This window comes from Azospirillum sp. B510, assembly GCF_000010725.1.
In the GTDB taxonomy this organism is placed as follows: Bacteria; Pseudomonadota; Alphaproteobacteria; order Azospirillales; family Azospirillaceae; genus Azospirillum; species Azospirillum lipoferum_B.
This window is the reverse complement of the sequence record NC_013855.1, coordinates 405,028-424,477: the sequence shown is the minus strand read 5'-3', so window position 1 is coordinate 424,477 and position 19,450 is coordinate 405,028. Positions and strand designations below refer to the sequence as shown.

Below are 19,450 nucleotides of genomic sequence, written 5' to 3'. Positions count from 1 at the left end.
TCATTCGGCGATAGGAAAACCGCCGCTGTTTGGCACCCTCATCCGAGTTCCCCGCCGGCCCCCCGGTCGGCGGGAAATCCCCGGTTCTCCAGAGCCCCTTCCCTTCAGTCGGCGCCTTCGGTCACCAGCTTGCCGATCGGCTGGCGGGTGTCCTCGGCGATCTGACGGGCGCGCATCGGCTTCAGGACGAACAGGGCCATGAAGGCGGCGATGGCGTTGACGGCGGCGGCGAAGAAGAACACCGCCTGCCAGCTGCCGGTGGAGCTCACGATCACATTGGCGAAGGGAACGACCAAGGACGCGGTGCCCTTGGCGGTGTAGAGCAAGCCGGCGTTGGTGGTGGCGAACTTCGACCCGAAACTGTCGGCGCAGCAGGACGGGAACAGGCTGTAGATTTCACCCCAGGCAAAGAACACCAAGCCGGTCAGGATGACGAAGGCGACGGGATTATGGCCCCACTGGTTCAGCGCCAGGATGCCGACCGCCTCGATGGCGAAGGCGACGAACATCGTGTTCTCGCGGCCGATATGATCAGACACCCAGCCGAAGAAGGGACGGGTCACGCCATTCAGCACGCGGTCGATGGTAAGCGCGAAGGTCAGCGCCGGCAGGGTCAGGCCCATGATGCTGACGGGCGAGCCTTCGAGGTGGAAGTCCTTGGCGATCGGGCCGAGCTGGGCGGTGGCCATCAGACCGCCGGCGGCGACCATGACGAACATCAGATACATCACCCAGAAGACCGGCGACTTCAGCGTCTCCTGCGGGGTGTAGTTGCGGCGGCTCTGGGAGATGTTGGCCTTGTTCTTCGGCAGCAGGGCCGGGTCGGCTTCCTTCAGGAACCAGGCCAGCGCGAAGACGACCAGGCCCTGGCCGAGACCGAAGACCAGGAAGGTCTGCTCGAAGCCCGACGCCTGGATCATGTTGGCGATCGGCACCACCGTCAGGGCGGAACCGGCGCCGAAGCCGGCGGCGGTCAGGCCGGCGGCCAGACCACGACGGTCGGGGAACCATTTCAGCGCGTTGCCGACGCAGGTGCCGTACACGCCGCCGGCGCCGATACCGCCGATGGCGGCACCCAGATAGAGCAGCGCCAGCGAGTCGGCGAACGAGTTGATGACCCAGGCCAGCGCGCACAGCACGCCGCCGATCAGAACGACGATGCGGGGACCGAACTTGTCGACGAACCAGCCTTCGACCGGCACCAGCCAGGTTTCGGTCACGACGAAAATGGTGAAGGCGATCTGAATGGCGGCACGACCCCAATGATACTTCTCATCGATGGGGTTGACGAACAGCGTCCAGCCATATTGCAGGTTGGCGATCATCGACATGCAGATCACGCCGATGACCAACTGCATCCAGCGGCCGCCGAGCGGTGCTCCCTGCGCCTCCGAATTCGTATGCTGCATCTTCTATCTCCTCCTAGGAAGCGGTTCTCTGCCGATTTGGGCGTTGCTTCTGTTTTGATGCCTGGGCGATTTCTGGACGTTCTCTTGGTTCGTCTTCTGGAATGCTTGAAAAGGTCGATGCGCTTGTTCGCTGGGGGTGGCGGCGCGGCGAGGATGCGGCCTCGGGGCGCTCCACCATTCGGGGACGGGTTCACGCCCCCTGCCAGACCGGTGCGGTCCTGGCCGGTCTGGAATTATCAATATGGTATACCAGATGCCGAGCTCCTGGCAAGCGATTAGTGGGATGAGCGAACTGTTTCCCTAGGCTGCATTCCTCACGACGCGGCACGCCACATGGACCCGGTGATTTTCCGGTACGCGGAAAGCGGGATAAGCCAGCTTTGGCGAAGGGAAGGCGTTGGCATATGGTATGCCAGTTGCGGCGGCACACCGCCGCCCATGCCCGTCCGGGCAGGATCCATATAGATAAGGAGTCGACCGCCATGGAGCAGCAGCAGAACATCGAGATCGCCGTGGCGCGTGACGATGCCGACATCGCCGCCAGCTACCCGGTCATGAAGGAGTTGCGGACCCACATGACCGATCCCGAGGCCTATCGCGCGCAGATCCGCCGCCAGATGGACGACGGCTACAACCTCGCCCTTCTGCGGATCGATGGCGAGATCGCCGGCTGCGGCGGCTTCCGCGTCCACGAGACGCTGTCGCGCGGCCGTTACATGTATGTGGAGGATCTGGTCACCAGCTCGGCCAAGCGCTCCTACGGGTTGGGCGACAAGCTGTTCGACTGGCTGGCGGGCGAGGCGCGCGAACGCGGCTGCGCCCAGATGGAGATCATCTCCGGCATCCAGCGCGGCGAGGCCCACCGCTTCTATCACCGCAAGCGGATGACCATCAAAAGCTTCCAGCTGGTCCTGCCGCTCACCTGATTCTGTCGCTCACCACCGGGCGAAGCCGGGAGCCGAAACGAAAAGACGGCCTGAACAGGCCGTCTTTCTCTGAAACGCTGACGTATGGGCGCGCGGATCAGAAGGCGCGTGGGAAGCTCGCCCAGGCGGGACCCGGCGGCAGTTCGTCTTCCTGTTCCTTCAGGTCGGCGTCGGTCGGGTTGGCGAGGCGAAGGGGCGCGGAGGAGAAATCGCGCTGCGACTTGCCGGCATTGGCGACCTGCATCGCCAGGATGTAATGGACCGTGCCGCCGAAGACGGACAGCACAAGCGCCAGAACCAGAATTTCCAACATGTTCATCGCTCCAGTGTCTCGGTGGGGTGCTTTTTTTGTTTGGTCGGCTTCGGCGTGACAATCCTGTTATGCCGCGCCGCAGCAAAAGCTGCAAGTTTTTTGGTATACAAGGTACACGATGCCGGTCATGCGCATGCCGCATGCCTCCGTGATTTTGTATGCGTCCAAAACATACAGCATCTCCGACATTCCGGCTCTTGTGCCTTTGTATTAGGAATCCAACAATACAAGGATCGATGGTGCTCCATGATTCAATGGGTCGCCGCGGAAATTGTTTGATTGGCGTACTGTATTTGGCATACCATATTCGCAGCACGACGCCCGGCCGGGCGCCTTGCCGCCCAACCGACGGTTCTACCGCCAGCCGCAGCCGATCAGGAGCCACGCCATGAAGGTCGAACATATCCTGCGCACCAAGGAAGCCCGCGTCGTCGCCGTGCGGACCAGCGCCACGGTCGCCGATGCCATCCGCCTGATGAAGGCGGAGAACATCAGCGCCCTGATCGTGAAGGATGTCTGCCGCACCGAAGGCAACACCCTGGCCGGCGTCCTGTCGGAGCGCGACATCGTCCACGCCCTGCTGGAACGCGGCGCCCCGCTGCTGGCCATGCCGGTGTCACAACTGATGACCCGCCAGCCGGTGACCTGCGCGCCCTCCGACAGCGTCCGGGAGGCGCTGCATCTGATGGACAAGCACCATATCCGCCATCTTCCGGTGCTGGAGGACGGCCATCTGGTCGGCGTCGTCAGCGCCCGCGACTTCACCCGGTTGCAGTTGCAGGAGCTTGACGGCACCGTCGCCACGACGGCGGAACCACCGGCCACCGCCGCCTACGCCCACTGACCTCCCACCTTACCGTTTCCCACCCCACCGCGCCGCCGCCGGCACATCCCGTGCCGCGGCGGCTTCGCCATGGGAGAGGCCGCCCGTGACCACCCTGATCTTCACCCATCACGACTGCTTCGCGCACGACACCGGCCCCGGCCATCCGGAAGCACCCGAACGTCTGGCCGTGGTATGGCAGGTGCTCGACCGGCCGGAGTTCCGCGGGCTGGAGCGCCGCTCCGCCCCGGAGGCCGATGTCGAGCAGTTGTCGCGCGTGCATGAGCGCAGCTATGTCGAGGCCGTGCTCGCCGCGGTGCCGACCGACGGCTATCAGCGGCTGGACGGCGGCGATACGCTGCTGTCGCCGGGATCACGCGGGGCGATCCTGCGGGCGGCCGGGTCGGTCTGCGCCGCGGTGGACGCGGTGCTGGGCGGCGAGGCCGCCAACGCCTTCTGCGCGGTGCGCCCCTGCGGTCATCATGCCGAACCGGCCCGCGCCATGGGCTTCTGCGTCTTCAACAACATCGCCGTCGGGGCGGAACATGCCCGCAAGGTCCATGGGCTGACCCGCGTCGCCGTGGTCGATTTCGACGTGCATCACGGCAACGGCACCCAGGCGATGTTCGCCGACGATCCCGACCTGTTCTTCGCCTCCACCCACCAGTCGCCACTCTATCCCGGCACCGGCAATTCCTGGGAGCGCGGGGTGGACGGCAACATCCTGAACCTGCCGCTGGAGCCCTACAGCGGCTCCGTCGAGTTCCGCCAGGCGGTGGAGCGCGTCATCCTGCCGGCTTTGGAGGCGTTCCAGCCGGAACTGCTGCTGATCTCCGCCGGCTTCGACGCCCACAAGCGCGATCCGCTGGCCCAGCTCGGCCTCACCGCCGAGGATTTCGAATGGGTCACCCGCAAGCTGGTCGAGCTTGCCGACCGGCTGTGCGGCGGCCGGGTGGTGTCGGCGCTGGAGGGCGGCTATGACGCGACCGGTCTGGCGGAGGGCTGCGCCGCGCATCTCACGGCGTTGATGCGGGCCTGATCGGGTTGGGGGTCTATCCGCCCACCCGACATACGCCCGCCCATTCCAGCAGCCGCGCGGTGGCACCGTCGGGCTCCTGCTGTCGAAGGGGCGCCGCTCCCAACAGCAGGACGCCGAGGCCGCCGTCGATGGTCAGCAGATCGCCGGTGCGGACCGTCACGTCGCCAATCCGCATCATTCCCGCCTCCGCGTCGATGCGCAGGTCGCGGGCGCCGCAGATGCAGGCGCGGCCCAGGCCACGGGCGACGGTGGCGGCGTGGCTGGTGAAGCCGCCGCGCGCGGTGACGATGCCGGCGGCGGCCTGCATGCCGTGAATATCCTCCGGCGAGGTTTCCGGCCGGCACAGGATCACCGGCGCGCCGGTGCCGGACAGCCGGACCGCGTCCTCGGTGGTGAAGGCGGCACGGCCGGTCACCGCGCCCGGCGAAGCGGGAAGTCCGGCGGCGATGGCGGCGGACAGGGCCTCCGGCGCCAGGACCGGGCGCAGCAGCTCCTCCAAAAGCTGGGGATCGACGCGGCGCACCGCCTCGTCACGGCTGATCAGCCCCTCCTCCGCCATGTCGACGGCGATACGGACCGCCGCTTCGGTGGACCGCTTGCCGCTGCGCGATTGCAGGATGAACAGACGGCCACCCTCGACGGTGAATTCGATGTCCTGCATGTCGGCGAAGGCACGCTCCAACCGGGTGGACACCGCGCGCAGCTCGGCATAGACCGCCGGCAGGCGCCGCTCCATCGATCGGTCGGGATTGGGCTGGGCGGCGCTCAGCGGGTCGGGGTCGCAGGTGCCGGACACCACATCCTCGCCCTGGGCGTCGGCCAGGAACTCGCCGCACAGGCCGGGAGAGCCGGTGGAGGGATCGCGGGTGAACAGCACGCCGGTGCCGGACTCCGGACCGCGGTTGCCGAACACCATCGCCTGAACCGTCACCGCCGTCCCCAAATCCTCCGGAACATCGTGCAGGGCACGGAAAGCGACGGCCCGCGGGTTCATCCAGGAGCGGAAGACCGCCGCCACCGCCAAACGCAGCTGTTCCGCCGGGTCCTGCGGAAAGGGAAGGCCACAGCGCGTCTCCACCAGCCGCAGGAACTTCGGCAGCAGGACGCGCCAATCGTCCGCCGTCAGCTCGCCGTCGCGCTGGATGCCCAACTCCTGCTTATGCTCGTCCAGCAACGCCTCGAATCGGTGGCCGGGCACGCCCATCACCACGCTGCCGAAGCACTGCACCAGCCGGCGGTAGCAGTCATAGGCGAAGCGCGCGTCGCCCGAGGACGACGCCAATCCCGCGACGGTCCGGTCGTTGAGGCCGAGATTGAGGATGCTGTCCATCATGCCCGGCATCGACACCGCCGCCCCCGAACGGACCGACAGCAGCAGCGGCCGGTCACAATCGCCGAACCGCGCATCCGCCCGCCGCTCCAGCGCCCGAACCGCCTCGTCGATGCGCGTCCGCAGAGCAGCCGGCAGCCCCTCCCCCGCCTCGAGCCCGCGCCCGGCATCGGCGGCGATGACGAATCCCGGCGGCACCGGGATGCCGAGGGCGGCCATCTCGACCAGACGCGCGCCCTTGTTGCCCAGCCGCCCGACATCGGCCCGGCCATGGACCAGCCCGGCCCCGAAGGGAACGATCATGTCCGGTCCGACCGCCTGGACGGGGGCGGAGAAGACGGCGGCGGGACGGCGCGGCGGGGCGGTCTCGGCAATGGCGGCGCTGATCATGACGGACTCAACACAGGTTCGGCCAATAGGGATTCGATTGCACGGGGTGGTTGGCCCATCGCGGGTCTTCGATCGCATCGGCCATCTTTCCCCCCCTGATGAACCCGACATCCATAGCGCCCCTCCCGCTCCGCACGGCGGACCGGCATCCGGTCCAGATCGTCAGCGTGAAGCTTGATTGCGCATTCCGTGTCGCACAATAGGACCATAGAGCAATTTTCACATCGCGGAAACCCGGTAAATCTTTCGTATTCTTACCCAAGCCTAACATCTTCAGCAGCGGTCTCCAGCGGCAAAAAGCCGCAGCCCCTTGGAATCCGGAACACCGGTCCGGCCGCGGTTTCCACCAGACGCGGCAGAATCGGCGGCGGCAATCCCCTGCCGAGGGATGGGGCGCAGGCCAGCGCCGCCGCCATGTCGGCGCATTCCGCCAACCGCAACAGCGTCATCCGCGTCGCGAAGACCAGCCGCCGCCGTCCGGCCCGCTCCTCCGCCAGCAGGCGGCGCGGGGTCGCCCACAGCACCTCGACCGCCTCGCCGCCATCGCAGAGCGGCCGCTGCCCCGCCGGCGCGGGAGCCAGGAAGAACAGGGTATCGAAGCGGCGCGGCAGCCCCTCCGGCGTCACCCAGCGCGCCAGCACCGTCAAGCGATCGAGGGCGGGCTCGATTCCGAGCCGGGTCAGCACCGCGACGAACCCTTCCCCCGCCGCCAGCGCCCGGCGGCACTCCGCCAGGGCCGATGGCGGCGGCCGATCGCGGGACGGCAGCAGGCCGCACTCCTCCACGCATTCCCGCAAGGCGGCGACCCGGTGCGCGAGATCGTCCGGGGCCTCCCCATCGGGCCAGAGGCCGCGCCACGGAGACCCATGATCCGCCGCCTCCAGCCGCCCACCGGGGAAGACCGTGGCGCCGGGGGCGAAGCGCAAGCCGGCATGGCGCTCCATCACCAGCAGTTCCAACCCCTGCGGCCCGTCGCGCAGCAGGATCAGCGTGGCGGCCGGCAGGGGCGGAACGGGGCTTGGAGGGGGCGTCTCGGGCATGGGCCCAGTGTCGCCGACGGCGCCTCCCGCTGTCCATGCGCGGCGGGACGAACCACTCTCACGATGCGGAATAAGGACCGGGCGCCGTTTGACCGTCCGGCTCAAGACTTCCAGCATCCCGCCAACACCGAACCCGCCCACCATCACGCGCCAGTCCCGCCCCTTTTTCGCAAAGGGCCGGGCGGAGGAAGGCTGTCGTCATGCCGTTTCACCGCAGCACAAAGATCGTCGCCACGCTGGGTCCCGCCAGCTCGTCGGAAAGCCAGATCACGGCCCTGGCCCGGGCCGGCGTGAATGTCTTCCGCCTGAACGCCAGCCACGGCACCCAGGCCGAGCATGCGGAGCGCTACGCCCGCATCCGCGCCGCCGAGCGGGCGCTGGGCCGGCCGATCGGCGTCCTGCTCGACCTTCAGGGGCCGAAGCTGCGGGTCGGGACCTTCGAGGCCGGGCCGGTGACCCTCGCCATCGGCGACCGCTTCCGCCTCGACCTCGACCGCCGGCCCGGTGACGGCAACCGCGTCTGCCTGCCCCACCCGGAGGTGTTCGCCAGCCTGGAAGCCGGCCTGGACCTGCTGCTGAACGACGGGCGCATCCGGCTGCGCGTTCTCGACTGCGGCGCCGATTTCGCCGAGACGGAGGTGGTGGCCGGCGGCACCCTGTCCGACCGCAAGGGCGTGAATGTTCCCGGCGCGGCGCTGGCGCTCAGCGCGCTGTCGGAGAAGGACCGCAGCGACCTCGCCTTCGGACTGGAGCTGGGGGTGGACTGGATCGGCCTCAGCTTCGTCCAGCGGCCGGAGGACATCCTGGAAGCGCGCGAGCTGATCGGCGACCGGGCGCATGTGATGACCAAGATCGAGAAGCCGGCGGCGCTGCCGACGCTCGACCGGATCATCGAGCTGTCCGACGCGGTGATGGTGGCGCGCGGCGATCTGGGCGTCGAGCTGCCGCCGGAGGATGTGCCGGGTCTGCAAAAGAAGATGATCCGGCTGAGCCGCGCCATGGGCAAGCCGGTGATCGTCGCCACCCAGATGCTGGAATCGATGGTGTCGGAACCGACCCCGACCCGCGCCGAGGCGTCCGACGTCGCCAACGCCGTCTATGACGGGGCCGACGCGGTAATGCTGAGCGCCGAATCCGCGTCGGGCCGCTATCCGGTGGAGGCGGTGGCGATGATGGACCGCATCGTCCGCCGGGTCGAGCGCGACCCGCTCTACCGCCGCATCATGGACGCCGACCACCCGAGCCCGGAGGCCACCGCCCCCGACGCGCTGACCGCCGCCGCCCGCCAGGTGGCCGAGACCATCAGCGCCGCCGCCATCGTCACCTACACCACCACCGGCTCGACCACGCTGCGCGCCTCGCGCGAGCGGCCGGGCGTGCCGATCCTCGGGCTCAGCGCCAACGACGCGACGGCGCGGCGGCTGTCGCTGGCCTGGGGCGTCCATGCCGTGCTGACCGACGATGTGGCGAATTTCGCCGAGATGGTCGGACGGGCCCTGGCCGCAGCCGCCGATGCCGGCATCGGCCGGTCGGGCGAGACGCTGGTGGTCACCGCCGGCGTGCCGTTCGGAACGCCGGGCAAGACCAACGCCCTGCGGGTGGTGACCATCGACGGCGACGACGTGCCGAAGCTGGAAACCGTTAGGGAAACGGCGACCGCCTGAGGCGTCGGCCTCGGTCCGGGCGGGGCGGCGCTCAGGCCTGCCGTGGTGTCGTCGCCCCGCTCACTCCAGGAAATCGCAATGCTTCTCCACATGGGCGGCCAGCCCCATCGTGTGCTCGCGCACCAGCCGCTCGGCGAGGTTGGCGTCACGCGCCTCCAGCGCCTTGATGATGGCGCGGTGGTCATGGATGGAGCGTTCGGCCCGGTCCTCCTGGCCGATGGTCAGCTTGCGGATCGCCCGCATGTGGATGAACAGGTTGTCGGTGACATCCTGGATCAGCTTCGACCCGCTCAACTGAATGATGCTCTTGTGGAAGGCGATGTTGGCGTCGGAATATTCGCTGACATGGTCCTTCGGGCTGCGCTGCTCGAAATTGCCGAACAGGTCCCACAGCTTGTGGATCTCCTCGGCCGGGGCATGCTCGGCGGCCATGCGGGCGGCCATGCTTTCCAGGGCGGCCCAGACCTGGATCATCTCGACGATCTCGGTCTTGGTCTTGCGGATGACGAAGATGCCGCGGCGCGGTTGCAGGCGGATGAAGCCCTCCTGCTCCAGCAGGGTCAGCGCCTCGCGGATCGGGGTGCGGCTGACGCCGAGCTTGTCGCTGAGCTGCCGTTCGTCCAGCCGGATCTCGCGGTCATGGTCATAGATGTCCATCTCCGTGATCGCCTGCTTCAGCGCATGATAGACCTGACTGCGGAAGGTGGTTCCGGTGTCGAGGGGCTGGACGTTGAGAGCGGGAACGGTCATGGAGTCGATGTCCTCTTGTCTCGCCGGATGTTGGGGGGCGCACCCGGTCGGATCCCGGCCTGGGACCTGCGGCGTTTTCGTATCCTACATACCAGATGCATGCAAGGCGGTGAAATGTCCAGGCCGGCCGGCATGATGCGCGCCTGACGCCGCCGTTCGGGCGTCGCTCCGCTTCGGCCATCACTCCGCTCCCAGGGCACCCAGCAGCGGCGCCAGCGCCGGCACGTCGCGCATCGCCAGCCCCATCACCGCCACCCCCGCCGCCCCGGCGGCCCGACAGGCGACGACGGACTCGGCATTGTCGATGCCGCCCAGCCCGATCACCGGCACGCCCGTCCCCGTCCAGCGCCGCAAACCCGCTTCGCCCAGGCACGGGCCATAGCCGGGCTTGCTGCCCGACGGGAAAACCGGCGAAAGGGTCACGTAATCGGCCTGTCCGGCCACCCGCTCCAGCGCCGCCGGCCCGTCCGAGTCGTGAAGCGACAGGCCGATCAATGCCCCCGCCCCCAGCAGCGCACGCGCCGCCGCCGGATCACCGCCGGAGGTCAGATGCACGCCGTCGGCTCCCGCCGCCACCGCCAGAGCGGGATCGCCATGCAGGGTGACGCACGCGCCCCAGAGCCGGGCAAGCACCATCAATGCGCGTGCCAACTCCACCCGCTCCGCATCCGGCAAGTCCTTGTCGCGCAGCGACAGCCAGCGCACGCCAGCCAGAAACAAGCGTTCCACCAACTCGGGCAGCGGCTGGTCGGCCTGCCGCCGGTCGGTGATGACCAGCAGCGGCGGGTAAGGCACTGGCATTGGCCACGATCTCCGGTTCAGCCCGTTCGACATTGCAAAATCAACGCTCTCCAGCCAGCGGTCCACCCCACATTTTTCCAACATGCGGAAATCATGGGGATCCCGCTGGACATTCCGCATGCGTATCGACGTGACGCCGATAGTTCGTATTGACACAGTCCGTCAAACTGATGATCGTGAAGACCGGCATGGGGCATTTGGCATGCCAGCAACCCCAAGTTGGTGGCAGGAGCCGCCATCCCACGGTTTTTCCGGACCGGACGCCAGAAGCAAAAGCATAAGGACCGCACGCAAACAATCGGTCCGGACGTCCGGGCGGACCATGTCGGTGGCAATCGGGGAGGAAAAAACATGGTGCGTGACACGCACGGCAACACGGCCCAGGTCGCACCCTGGGGGGGACGTTGGATGCAGCTCGCCATCGGCATCGTCTGCATGTCGATGATCGCCAATCTGCAATATGGCTGGACCCTGTTCGTCGAACCGATCGACGACAAGCATGGCTGGGGCCGCACCGCGATCCAGGTGGCCTTTACCATCTTCATCGTCACCGAAACCTGGCTGGTGCCGGTGGAGGGCTGGTTCGTCGACAAGTTCGGGCCGCGCATCGTCGTGCTGGTGGGCGGCGCGCTGTGCGCCCTGTCCTGGGCGTTGAACGCGGTGGCGGATTCGCTGACCCTCCTTTATCTCGCCGCGGTGATCGGCGGCATCGGCGCCGGCGGCGTCTATGGCACCTGCGTCGGCAACGCGCTGAAATGGTTCCCCGACCGCCGCGGCCTGGCCGCCGGCCTGACCGCCGCCGGCTTCGGCGCCGGTTCCGCCCTGACGGTGGTGCCGATCGCCACCATGATCGAGACCTCCGGCTTCGAGACCACCTTCATGACCTTCGGCCTGGGCCAGGGGCTGGTCATCCTGGTGCTGGCCTGGTTCCTGGCCGACCCGCCCAAGCTGGGATATGGCCAGACACGCGGCGCCAGCGCCCCGCAGCGCCGCCACTACACCCCGCAGGAGATGCTGCGCACGCCGGTCTTCTGGCTGATGTACGGCATGTTCACCATCGTCGCCGCCGGCGGCCTGATGGTGACGGCGCAGCTCGGCCCCATCGCCACCGACATGAAGCTGATCGATACCCCGGTCAGCATCCTGGGGCTGACGCTGCCGGCCCTGACCTTCGCCCTGTCGATCGACCGGGTGATGAACGGCATCACCCGTCCCTTCTTCGGCTGGGTGTCCGACCATATCGGCCGCGAGAACACGATGTTCATCGCCTTCACCATCGAGGCGGTGGGCGTGATGGCGCTGAGCGCCTATGGCGCCGATCCGGTGGCCTTCGTCATCCTCACCGGTCTGGTGTTCTTCGCCTGGGGCGAGATCTTCAGCCTGTTCCCGGCCTGCTGCGGCGACACCTTCGGCTCGCGCTTCGCCGCCACCAACGCCGGCCTGCTCTACACCGCCAAGGGCGTCGCCGCCCTGCTGGTGCCCGTCGGCAATCTGATGGTGGATGCGACCGGCAGCTGGCAGACCGTCTTCTACAGCGTCGCCATCGTCAACGCGCTGGCCGCCTTCCTCGCCCTGTTCGTGCTGAAGCCGTTGCGCGGCCGTTACGTCGCCGCGGCCACCGGCGCCGCTCCGCGCCTGACCACCCGCCTGGCCGACTGAGCCCGCTCGACAGGCGGACCACTCCCCCGGACGTCCGACAAGGGTGACGTCCGGGACCTTCGTCCGTTCCCTTCCTATCTGACCACCATCCGGTCCAGCAGGATCTCCCGCACCCGCACGCCGCGCAATTCGCGGTCGAGCACCCCGGCGATGGTGCTTTTCATCAGCTTGGCGCCGTCGGCGCCGGTCAGCTGCTGCGGGTCGAGCTGGCGCATCTGGTCGGACAGGCGGTCGGTGATGCGGGGAACATAAGGCTCGGCCACCTTGCCGTCGACCGTCGGGTCGATCTCCAGCAGGACCTTGACATCCACCAGCCGGGCATCGCTGCCGCCCAAGGTGAAGGTCATCATCGGCAATGCCGCGTATTTCTTGTCGGGGCCCTGGGCCTGCGACGCCGGCGAACGGCCACGGCTGGCGATCACCGCGCCGCCGGCGCCCAACGCCGCCAGCGCCAGCAGAAGGCCGGTCAGAACCAACGGCATCAGGGAAATCGTTTCCCCCTGCCGGTTTCGACGAACAAGCCGCAAGTCCGCCTTTCCGCCCCCGAAACGGGGGTCTGCATACCCGTGGCAATCATGCTAGGCACGCAACAAATGCCGGTCAAATGCCGAACGGGGCGGCCATCGGCATTCCGCCCATGCTCAGGGTGCGGGGATCACCGGCACATTGTCGATCAGCCGGGCCTTGCCCATCCAGGCCGCCGCCAGCAGCCGCGCGGGGCGGACGACACTGGTCACCGGTTCCAGCGTTTCGGCGTCGCGCAGCTCGACATAATCGATGGTGCCGAACCCGGCTTCGGCGATCCGGCCGCGGATGCCGGTCAAGGCGCCATCGACCTCCGCCCCTTCGGCCAGCGCCGCCGCCGCCGCGGTCAGCGCCCGGTTCAGTTCCGGCGCGCGGGCGCGCTCGTCGGCGCTGAGATAGGCGTTGCGTGACGACATGGCCAGCCCGTCGGCCTCGCGCACCGTCGGCAGCCCCTCGACACGGACGGGAATGTCGAGGTCGCGGGTGAAGCGGCGGATCACCATCAGTTGCTGGTAATCCTTCTCGCCGAACACCGCGACGTCGGGCAGGGCCTGAAGGAACAGCTTGGTCACCACCAGCGCCACGCCACCGAACATGTGCGGCCGGAAGCTGCCGCACAGCCCCTCCGCCGGGCCGCCGACCGAAATGGCGGTGGCGAACCCCTCCGGATACATGGCGCGCACCGTCGGGGCATAGAGCGCATGGCAGCCGGCCGAGGCCAGCTTGGCGGAATCGCCGGCCTCGTCGCGCGGGTAACGGTCGAAATCCTCGTGGGGGGCGAACTGGGTCGGATTGACGAAGACGCTGGCGACCACCCGGTCGGCCAGCTCGCGGGCGCGGCGGACGAGGCCGAGATGCCCGTCATGCAACGCCCCCATGGTCGGCACCAGGGCGACGGTCAGCCCGTCCCGCCGCCAGGCGGAGACCTGGGCCCGCAGGTCGTCCACGCTTCTCAGCACCGGCAGCGGACTGTGGATCGGCATACTGGAGAACTGGACGGTGGGCGGCGTCATGGCGTCGGTCCTTACGCTGCGGAAACGGGCGCTGGATAACGCGCCGGACCGTTCCTGTCCAGAAAAGCTTTCAGCACGACAGACTGTTGCCCATACTTCCTGTCCGGCTTCCGCGACGGAGACGGCCGCCCCGTTTCCGCCGCGGGCACCTCTCAGCGCTTGAGGGTGATGCCGATCAGATAGGCCAGATTGGCCCAGGCCAGCAGCGTGGCGAGCAGCGCGGTGAAGGAAGGGACGAGGATCACGGAGCCGATGATGACGGCGAGGACCGCGACCAGCAGGCCGAGGGAGAGCAAAGCGATACGGGTATCGTCCATCTGGTTGGGCTTTCCGAAGCGGGTGACAAGGATGCCCGCCTGTCTACCGCATCGCAGCGCGAAGAGGGCTGATCTGCGTCAATCGACCGCGGATTCCCCGATCATTCAGGCCCCGAATATTGCATGTTTCTTGTGTGGTTCATGCGGGCGACGAGCGAGGCCGGATAACGAAAAAGGCTCCGGGCGATTGCCTGGAGCCTTTTTGTGATGGTGGGCGCGACAGGGATTGAACCTGTGACCCTTCGCGTGTGAAGCGAATGCTCTCCCGCTGAGCTACGCGCCCGAACCCTGAAACTCTTGCCCCGGATCGGCTCACCGGATCATTCCGATCCACCGTTCCGGGAGCGTCGCGACCGTCTTTCGTCGGCCCCGCCGCTGCGGTGGGCGGGTTTCTACGGCCTTACCCGCCGGGTGTCAAGCATCAGATTCATCCCTATCTTAAAAAACTCGCCGATCGCAGGAGCCCCGGACCCGTGCCCCAGCCAAGCCCCCGCCGCCTCCCCCACCGCGTCCGGACAGCCCTGGTTGCGGCCGGACTGTCCCTTCCCCTGCTTCCCACCGCCACGGCCAGCGCGATCGCGGAGCCGGTCAGGGCGACCTACCGGGTCTTCGTCGGCGGCGTGACCGCGCTGGATGTCGTCGCGACGCTGGATGTCGCCGGCGACCGCTACCGCATCGCGGTGTCGGCGGTGACCGGCGGCACCATCGGCCGGCTGTTCGACTGGCGCACGGACTCCCAGAGCGACGGCCATATTCAGGGTGGTGATCTGCGGCCGACCAGCCATAGCCAGACCAGCCAGCTGCGCGGCGAGCCGCGCAACGTCACCCTGACCTACGGGACGCAAGGCGACGTCACCGCCACCGTCACGCCACCGCCCGAAGCCGACGACCGCGAGCCGGTACCTCCGGCCCTGCAACGCGACACGCTGGACCCGCTGACGGCGGTGCTCGACCTGCTGTTCACGGTCGGGACCCGCCAGAGCTGCACCCAGTCGCTGCCGGTGTTCGATGGCCGCCGCCGCTATGACATGGTGTTCGCCGATGTCGGGCCGCGGATCGTCAACCCGTCGCGCAACTCGATCTTCTCGGGAATAGCCCAGCAATGCCGGGTGACCTACAAGCCGGTGGCCGGCTATGCCCGCTCATCGTCCGGCCGCTTCATGCAGCGCGGCAATCCGGCGGATCGACCGCCGGTCGAGCTGTGGCTGGCGCCGGTCGCCACCGGCTATCCGCCTTTGCCGGTGCGGCTGGAAACCGACAGCGATCTCGGCAGCGTGGTGGTTCACCTGACGGGGATCACGCCGCCAGCGGCCGAGCGTCGGACCGGAACCGCGCCGCAGGCTCCCTGACCGTACCGCCAACGACACCACCGAACCCCGCCCCGGCGGGAGACCGGGTGTCGATGATCAGGCTGGACGACGCGATGCCGGCGCGCACCAGCGCCTCGGTCAATCCCGAGGCCGAGGACCAGAGGATCCGGCCCTCGAGTTCCAGCAGCGCGCCCCCCAGAAGCGCCGCATGGCCGCCAAGTTTGCCCATATGAACGACCCGAGCCATGCTGGAATCCATGGTGGAGTTCCTTCCCATCGGGGACCGCCGTGATGCTGGAGGGGCTGCGGCAGGGCGCGCCGCCGCCCGATCCTCACCCGGCAGGTTCTTGATTGTCGGTGGTGCCGGTCGGCCACGGCCAGCGTCAGCAGCAGAATGATGGCGATGAAGGCCGGAAAACCAACCATCGGAGCCAAATCCCGCATCATGGCGCGTCCTCCCCGGACCGGCGTCTTCGTCGCCCGGCAACACCCGATCGACCCCAGAAGCTTAGGGGTTTTAACCCGCCGGCACGCGGGTCCCGAGGGATAGCGTCCGCTGGTCAAAAGGATAGTACCGGCGTATGCGACCGCCGGCGCCCGCTATCCCGGCGGCCCCTGTTCAGCCGCCGGCCGCCAGCCGCCGCAGCCCGTCCGGAAGATCGGCGAAGCGGTCCAGGATGAGGTCGGCGCCCAACTCCTCCACCGGCATGCGGGGATAGCCATAGCTCATCGCCACCACCGGAACGCCGGCCGACCGCGCCGCCTTCACGTCGTTGCCGTTGTCGCCGATCATCGCCGCCCGCATCGGCGCGGCGGGGGCGCCCAGCTGGTCCAGCACCCAGGTCAGATGGCGGCCGTCCGGCTTCTTCACCGGCAGCGTGTCGCCGCCGGCCACGGCGCCGAACAGCCGCTCCAGCCCGAGGATGCCGAGCAGCTTGCGGGTGATCCGCTCCGGCTTGTTGGTGCACAGCCCCAGCCGCACCCCGCGATCCGCCAGCGCGGCCAGCGTCTCCGCCACATCGGCGTAGAGCACCGGCGGCTCGGAATCGTCATAATAGCTGTCGAGATAATGATGCAGCACGGGCTGTATCGCCTCGTCGTCCAACGGCGCGCCGGTGGCGGCGAAGGCCTGGCGCACCAGCATCGCCGACCCGTCGCCGACCATGGTCCGCACCTGCGCCTCGGTCAGGGCGGGCCGGCCGAATTCGGCCAGGGTGCGGTTCAGCACGCGGGTCATGTCGGGCGCGCTGTCGATCAGCGTTCCATCGAGATCGAAGACGAGCGCCTGGAAAGGAAACGGCATGGAAAGCCCCACGGTTTTCTGGTCGGTCTGACGAAGTCCCGTGGATAGCACGGCGCCACGCCGGCCAACCATCGGCATGGCAGCAACCCAGGGCCGACCAAGGACCATCCGGGAGGGACCATCCGGGAAGCCCTGCCTTGCCGCCAGGGGAATCGCATTTGGAAAAATTGAGTAGCGTGTGTGAGAGAAAAGGATTCTGTAAGGGGCTTTATCGCCGATTTTGGAGCCCCCGATGCAATCGTGGTTTGAGAAAGCGTTCGATGCGTTGCCGGACCCACGCACGGGCAACGCCAAGCGGCACGACCTGCTGGAGATCCTGACGATCGCGCTGACGGCAACGGTGTGCGGGGCGGAGAGCTGTGCCGACTTTGCCGACTTCGCGGTGGATCGCGAGGGGCTGTTTCGGTCGTTTTTGCGTCTGGAGAACGGGGTGCCGAGCCACGACACCTTCTCGCGCATCTTCCGGCTGTTGGACCCGGTGGCCTTTGCCGCCTGCTTTGGCCGTTTCCTGGAGGGGCTTGGAACGGCCGGGGCTGGGGTGATCGCCATCGACGGCAAGACGCTGCGCCGCTCCTTCGATGACGCGGCCCGGTCCAACCCGCTGGCTGTGGTGACGGCGTTCGCCTCGGCGACACGGCTGGTGGTGGGCCAGCACAGCTACCGAGTGGCCGAGGGCGACAGCGAGATCCTGGCCGCCCGTGCCCTGCTGGAGTGCCTGGACCTCCAGGGCCATCTGGTCACCGCCGACGCCATCCATTGTCAGGAGGAGACCGCCCGCCTCATCCGGGAGCGCGGCGGCGACTACCTGCTGCGGCTGAAGGGCAACCATCCCGCCCTGCTCGCCATGGTCGAGGAGTACTTCACCGACCCGGAACTGTGCGCCGGGCTGGCGAGTGCCACGACCACCGACGCCGATCACGGCCGGATCGAGACCCGGCGGGCCTGGGTCTGTCACGAACTGGATTGGCTGCGCGGGCCCAAATCGGCCAGCAGCGAACCGGTCCTGCCGCCCGGCATGGCCTGTCTGGGCTTGATCGAGGCTAAAGTCGAGCATCGCGGCAAGACCACCGTGACCCGGCACTACCACATCGCCTCGCGCGCGCTCAGCGCGGCCGACTATCTGGCGGCCGCCCGCGCCCATTGGTCGATCGAAAACGGATTGCACTGGGTGCTCGACGTCGTCTTCGACGAGGATCGCGCCCGCAACCGCAAGGAGCACGGGCCGGAAAACCTCGCCACCCTCCGCAAGCTCGCGCTCAACATCCTGAACCGGGCCCGGCGCGATATCTCCGTCCGCCGAAAGCGAAAACGCTCAGGATGGTCCGACGACTTCGCAAGATCCATCCTCGGCCAAATGCGATGACCCTGGCCTTGCCGCCGCCGCGGCTTGACGGTGCGTGGAGGGCGGGGCCAAAGTCTACCCCTTCCGTTTCACGAGCAACCGTTGAGACACGCCCCATGACCTCCGTTCGCATGCCCTCCTCGCGGCCGCCGTCGCGCTGGGCGAACCTGTTCACCGACCAGCCCGTCACCTGCATCGAGGATCTGCGGCGACTGGCGGAGTGGCGCGTGCCGCGGATGTTCTATGATTACGCGGATTCGGGCTCCTATACGGAGTCGACCTACCGCGCCAACGAATCGGACTTCGGCCGGATCAAGCTGCGCCAGCGCGTGGCGGTGGACATGACCAACCGGACGCTGGCCAGCAGCATGGTCGGCCAGCCGGTGGCGATGCCGGTGGCGCTGGCTCCGACCGGATTGACCGGCATGCAGCATGCCGACGGCGAGATCCTGGCCGCCCGCGCGGCGGCCAAGGCCGGCGTCCCCTTCACCCTGTCGACGATGAGCATCTGTTCGATCGAGGATGTGGCGGAGAACACCGACAGGCCCTTCTGGTTCCAGCTCTACGTCATGCGCGACCGCGCCTTCATCGACAAGCTGATCGACCGGGCCAAGGCGGCGGGATGCTCGGCGCTGGTGCTGACTTTGGACCTCCAGATCCTCGGCCAGCGCCACAAGGACATCAGGAACGGGCTGTCCACCCCGCCGAAGCTGACCATCGGCAACATCCTGGACATGGCGACCAAGCCGCGCTGGTCGATCAACATGCTGCGCACCCATCGCCGCACCTTCCGCAACATCGTCGGACATGCCAGCGGCGTCAGCAACCTGTCGTCGCTGTCCTCCTGGACGGCGGAACAGTTCGACCCGACGCTGAACTGGGATGACGTGCGCCGCATCCGCGACCGCTGGGGCGGCAAGCTGATCCTCAAGGGCATCCTCGATCCGGAGGATGCGGTGATGGCGGCGGACACCGGGGCCGACGCGCTGATCGTCTCCAACCATGGCGGGCGGCAGCTCGATGGCGCCATCTCCTCCATCTCCGCCCTGCCGGCCATCGTCGAGGCGGTCGGCGACCGCATCGAGGTGCTGATGGACGGCGGCATCCGCTCCGGCCAGGACGTGGTGAAGGCGCTGGCGCTGGGCGCCAAGGGTACCTTCATCGGCCGCGCCTTCCTCTATGGGCTGGGGGCCGGCGGCGAGGCCGGCGTGTCCCAGTGCCTGGAGATCATCCGCAAGGAGATGGACGTGACCATGGCGATGTGCGGCCTGCGCGACATCAGGACGGTCACCGCCAACATCCTGGCCGGGAAGCCGAATTTCGCAGCTTGATCGGATCGGAGGGGGCGGCCGTGGATCGGTGGGATATCCCACCGAAGCCCGGTGCCGTGCCAAGGCCTCCCCAACATGGCCGCCGCAAGCTTGCGCCTTGCCAACCACCGTGAAACTCCCGACGATGCGGTCTGACATCGGCGACAGGCGGGAATGGCGGACGGG

19 protein-coding genes and 1 tRNA gene are annotated in these 19,450 nt (G+C 67.9%); 8 read left to right on the top strand and 12 right to left on the bottom strand.

The features are described from left to right. Nucleotides 1-104: 104 nt before the first annotated feature. Entirely contained in the window at nt 105-1,409 is a 1,305-nt protein-coding gene (gene oxlT, locus AZL_RS17175) for an oxalate/formate MFS antiporter (RefSeq protein ID WP_012975764.1), read from the bottom strand. 482 nt (nt 1,410-1,891) lie between these two features. Here oxlT (AZL_RS17175) and AZL_RS17170 point away from each other — a divergent pair, with 482 nt between their 5' ends. Then, nucleotides 1,892-2,335, top strand: coding sequence for a GNAT family N-acetyltransferase (locus AZL_RS17170; RefSeq protein WP_012975763.1), 444 nt, complete (start codon nt 1,892-1,894; stop codon nt 2,333-2,335). A 97-nt stretch (nt 2,336-2,432) separates the two neighbouring features. Here the strand turns inward: AZL_RS17170 and AZL_RS17165 are convergent, their stop codons facing one another. Beyond that, on the bottom strand, nt 2,433-2,648 hold the full coding sequence (locus AZL_RS17165; protein ID WP_128083337.1) for a hypothetical protein: 216 nt from the start codon (nt 2,646-2,648) through the stop codon (nt 2,433-2,435). Between the two features lie 388 nt (nt 2,649-3,036). On the opposite strand from AZL_RS17165, the gene AZL_RS17160 reads away from it, so the two are divergent. Then, a complete protein-coding gene (locus tag AZL_RS17160; protein ID WP_012975761.1) occupies nt 3,037-3,492 on the top strand; it encodes a CBS domain-containing protein in 456 nt (151 codons plus the stop codon). An 85-nt stretch (nt 3,493-3,577) separates the two neighbouring features. After that, nucleotides 3,578-4,510 (top strand): histone deacetylase family protein, encoded by a 933-nt coding sequence (locus AZL_RS17155; protein WP_012975760.1) that lies wholly within the window; start codon nt 3,578-3,580, stop codon nt 4,508-4,510. Between the two features lie 13 nt (nt 4,511-4,523). On the opposite strand, the gene AZL_RS17150 is transcribed toward AZL_RS17155, so the two are convergent. Further along, the gene (locus AZL_RS17150) at nt 4,524-6,230 is read right to left on the bottom strand and encodes a pyruvate, phosphate dikinase (RefSeq protein WP_158305989.1); all 1,707 of its coding nucleotides are present in this window, start codon (nt 6,228-6,230) and stop codon (nt 4,524-4,526) included. 254 nt (nt 6,231-6,484) lie between these two features. After that, nucleotides 6,485-7,270, bottom strand: coding sequence for an NUDIX hydrolase (locus AZL_RS17145; protein WP_052293701.1), 786 nt, complete (start codon nt 7,268-7,270; stop codon nt 6,485-6,487). A 200-nt stretch (nt 7,271-7,470) separates the two neighbouring features. On the opposite strand from AZL_RS17145, the gene pyk reads away from it, so the two are divergent. Next, nucleotides 7,471-8,934: a pyruvate kinase gene (gene pyk, locus AZL_RS17140; RefSeq protein WP_012975757.1), complete on the top strand. Its 1,464-nt coding sequence runs from the start codon at nt 7,471-7,473 to the stop codon at nt 8,932-8,934. Between the two features lie 60 nt (nt 8,935-8,994). Here the strand turns inward: pyk and AZL_RS17135 are convergent, their stop codons facing one another. Together AZL_RS17135 and AZL_RS17130 are read right to left on the bottom strand one after the other, a co-directional pair. Beyond that, nucleotides 8,995-9,684: a GntR family transcriptional regulator gene (locus AZL_RS17135; protein ID WP_012975756.1), complete on the bottom strand. Its 690-nt coding sequence runs from the start codon at nt 9,682-9,684 to the stop codon at nt 8,995-8,997. A gap of 180 nt (nt 9,685-9,864) precedes the next feature. Further along, nucleotides 9,865-10,485, bottom strand: a complete 621-nt coding sequence (locus tag AZL_RS17130) for a thiamine phosphate synthase (protein ID WP_012975755.1) — start codon at nt 10,483-10,485, stop codon at nt 9,865-9,867. Between the two features lie 351 nt (nt 10,486-10,836). On the opposite strand from AZL_RS17130, the gene oxlT (AZL_RS17125) reads away from it, so the two are divergent. Next, nucleotides 10,837-12,144 carry an oxalate/formate MFS antiporter gene (oxlT, locus tag AZL_RS17125; RefSeq protein ID WP_012975754.1) on the top strand — a complete coding sequence of 436 codons (1,308 nt, stop codon included), beginning with the start codon at nt 10,837-10,839 and terminating at the stop codon, nt 12,142-12,144. Between the two features lie 74 nt (nt 12,145-12,218). Here the strand turns inward: oxlT (AZL_RS17125) and AZL_RS17120 are convergent, their stop codons facing one another. The 4 genes from AZL_RS17120 to AZL_RS17105 form a co-directional block, all read right to left on the bottom strand. Continuing rightward, the gene (locus tag AZL_RS17120) at nt 12,219-12,626 is read right to left on the bottom strand and encodes a flagellar basal body-associated FliL family protein (protein ID WP_012975753.1); all 408 of its coding nucleotides are present in this window, start codon (nt 12,624-12,626) and stop codon (nt 12,219-12,221) included. Nucleotides 12,627-12,785: 159 nt separating this feature from the next. Next, nucleotides 12,786-13,682: a pantoate--beta-alanine ligase gene (gene panC, locus AZL_RS17115; RefSeq protein WP_247894396.1), complete on the bottom strand. Its 897-nt coding sequence runs from the start codon at nt 13,680-13,682 to the stop codon at nt 12,786-12,788. A gap of 152 nt (nt 13,683-13,834) precedes the next feature. Then, nucleotides 13,835-13,999, bottom strand: coding sequence for a hypothetical protein (locus AZL_RS17110; protein WP_042444134.1), 165 nt, complete (start codon nt 13,997-13,999; stop codon nt 13,835-13,837). A 208-nt stretch (nt 14,000-14,207) separates the two neighbouring features. Next, nucleotides 14,208-14,282: transfer RNA gene (locus tag AZL_RS17105), tRNA-Val, on the bottom strand. 190 nt (nt 14,283-14,472) lie between these two features. On the opposite strand from AZL_RS17105, the gene AZL_RS17100 reads away from it, so the two are divergent. Beyond that, complete coding sequence (locus tag AZL_RS17100; protein WP_148219460.1) at nt 14,473-15,348, top strand: DUF3108 domain-containing protein; 876 nt, start codon at nt 14,473-14,475, stop codon at nt 15,346-15,348. Here AZL_RS17100 and AZL_RS17095 read toward each other — a convergent pair. Both AZL_RS17095 and AZL_RS17090 read right to left on the bottom strand, forming a co-directional pair. Beyond that, on the bottom strand, nt 15,296-15,556 hold the full coding sequence (locus tag AZL_RS17095) for a hypothetical protein (RefSeq protein ID WP_148219459.1): 261 nt from the start codon (nt 15,554-15,556) through the stop codon (nt 15,296-15,298). The genes AZL_RS17100 and AZL_RS17095 overlap by 53 nt on opposite strands. A gap of 372 nt (nt 15,557-15,928) precedes the next feature. Beyond that, on the bottom strand, nt 15,929-16,612 hold the full coding sequence (locus tag AZL_RS17090; protein WP_012975750.1) for an HAD-IA family hydrolase: 684 nt from the start codon (nt 16,610-16,612) through the stop codon (nt 15,929-15,931). Between the two features lie 232 nt (nt 16,613-16,844). Here AZL_RS17090 and AZL_RS17085 point away from each other — a divergent pair, with 232 nt between their 5' ends. Together AZL_RS17085 and AZL_RS17080 are read left to right on the top strand one after the other, a co-directional pair. Then, nucleotides 16,845-17,975, top strand: a complete 1,131-nt coding sequence (locus AZL_RS17085) for an ISAs1 family transposase (protein ID WP_012975749.1) — start codon at nt 16,845-16,847, stop codon at nt 17,973-17,975. Between the two features lie 110 nt (nt 17,976-18,085). Continuing rightward, the gene (locus tag AZL_RS17080) at nt 18,086-19,285 is read left to right on the top strand and encodes an alpha-hydroxy acid oxidase (RefSeq protein ID WP_042444535.1); all 1,200 of its coding nucleotides are present in this window, start codon (nt 18,086-18,088) and stop codon (nt 19,283-19,285) included. Nucleotides 19,286-19,450: the final 165 nt, after the last annotated feature.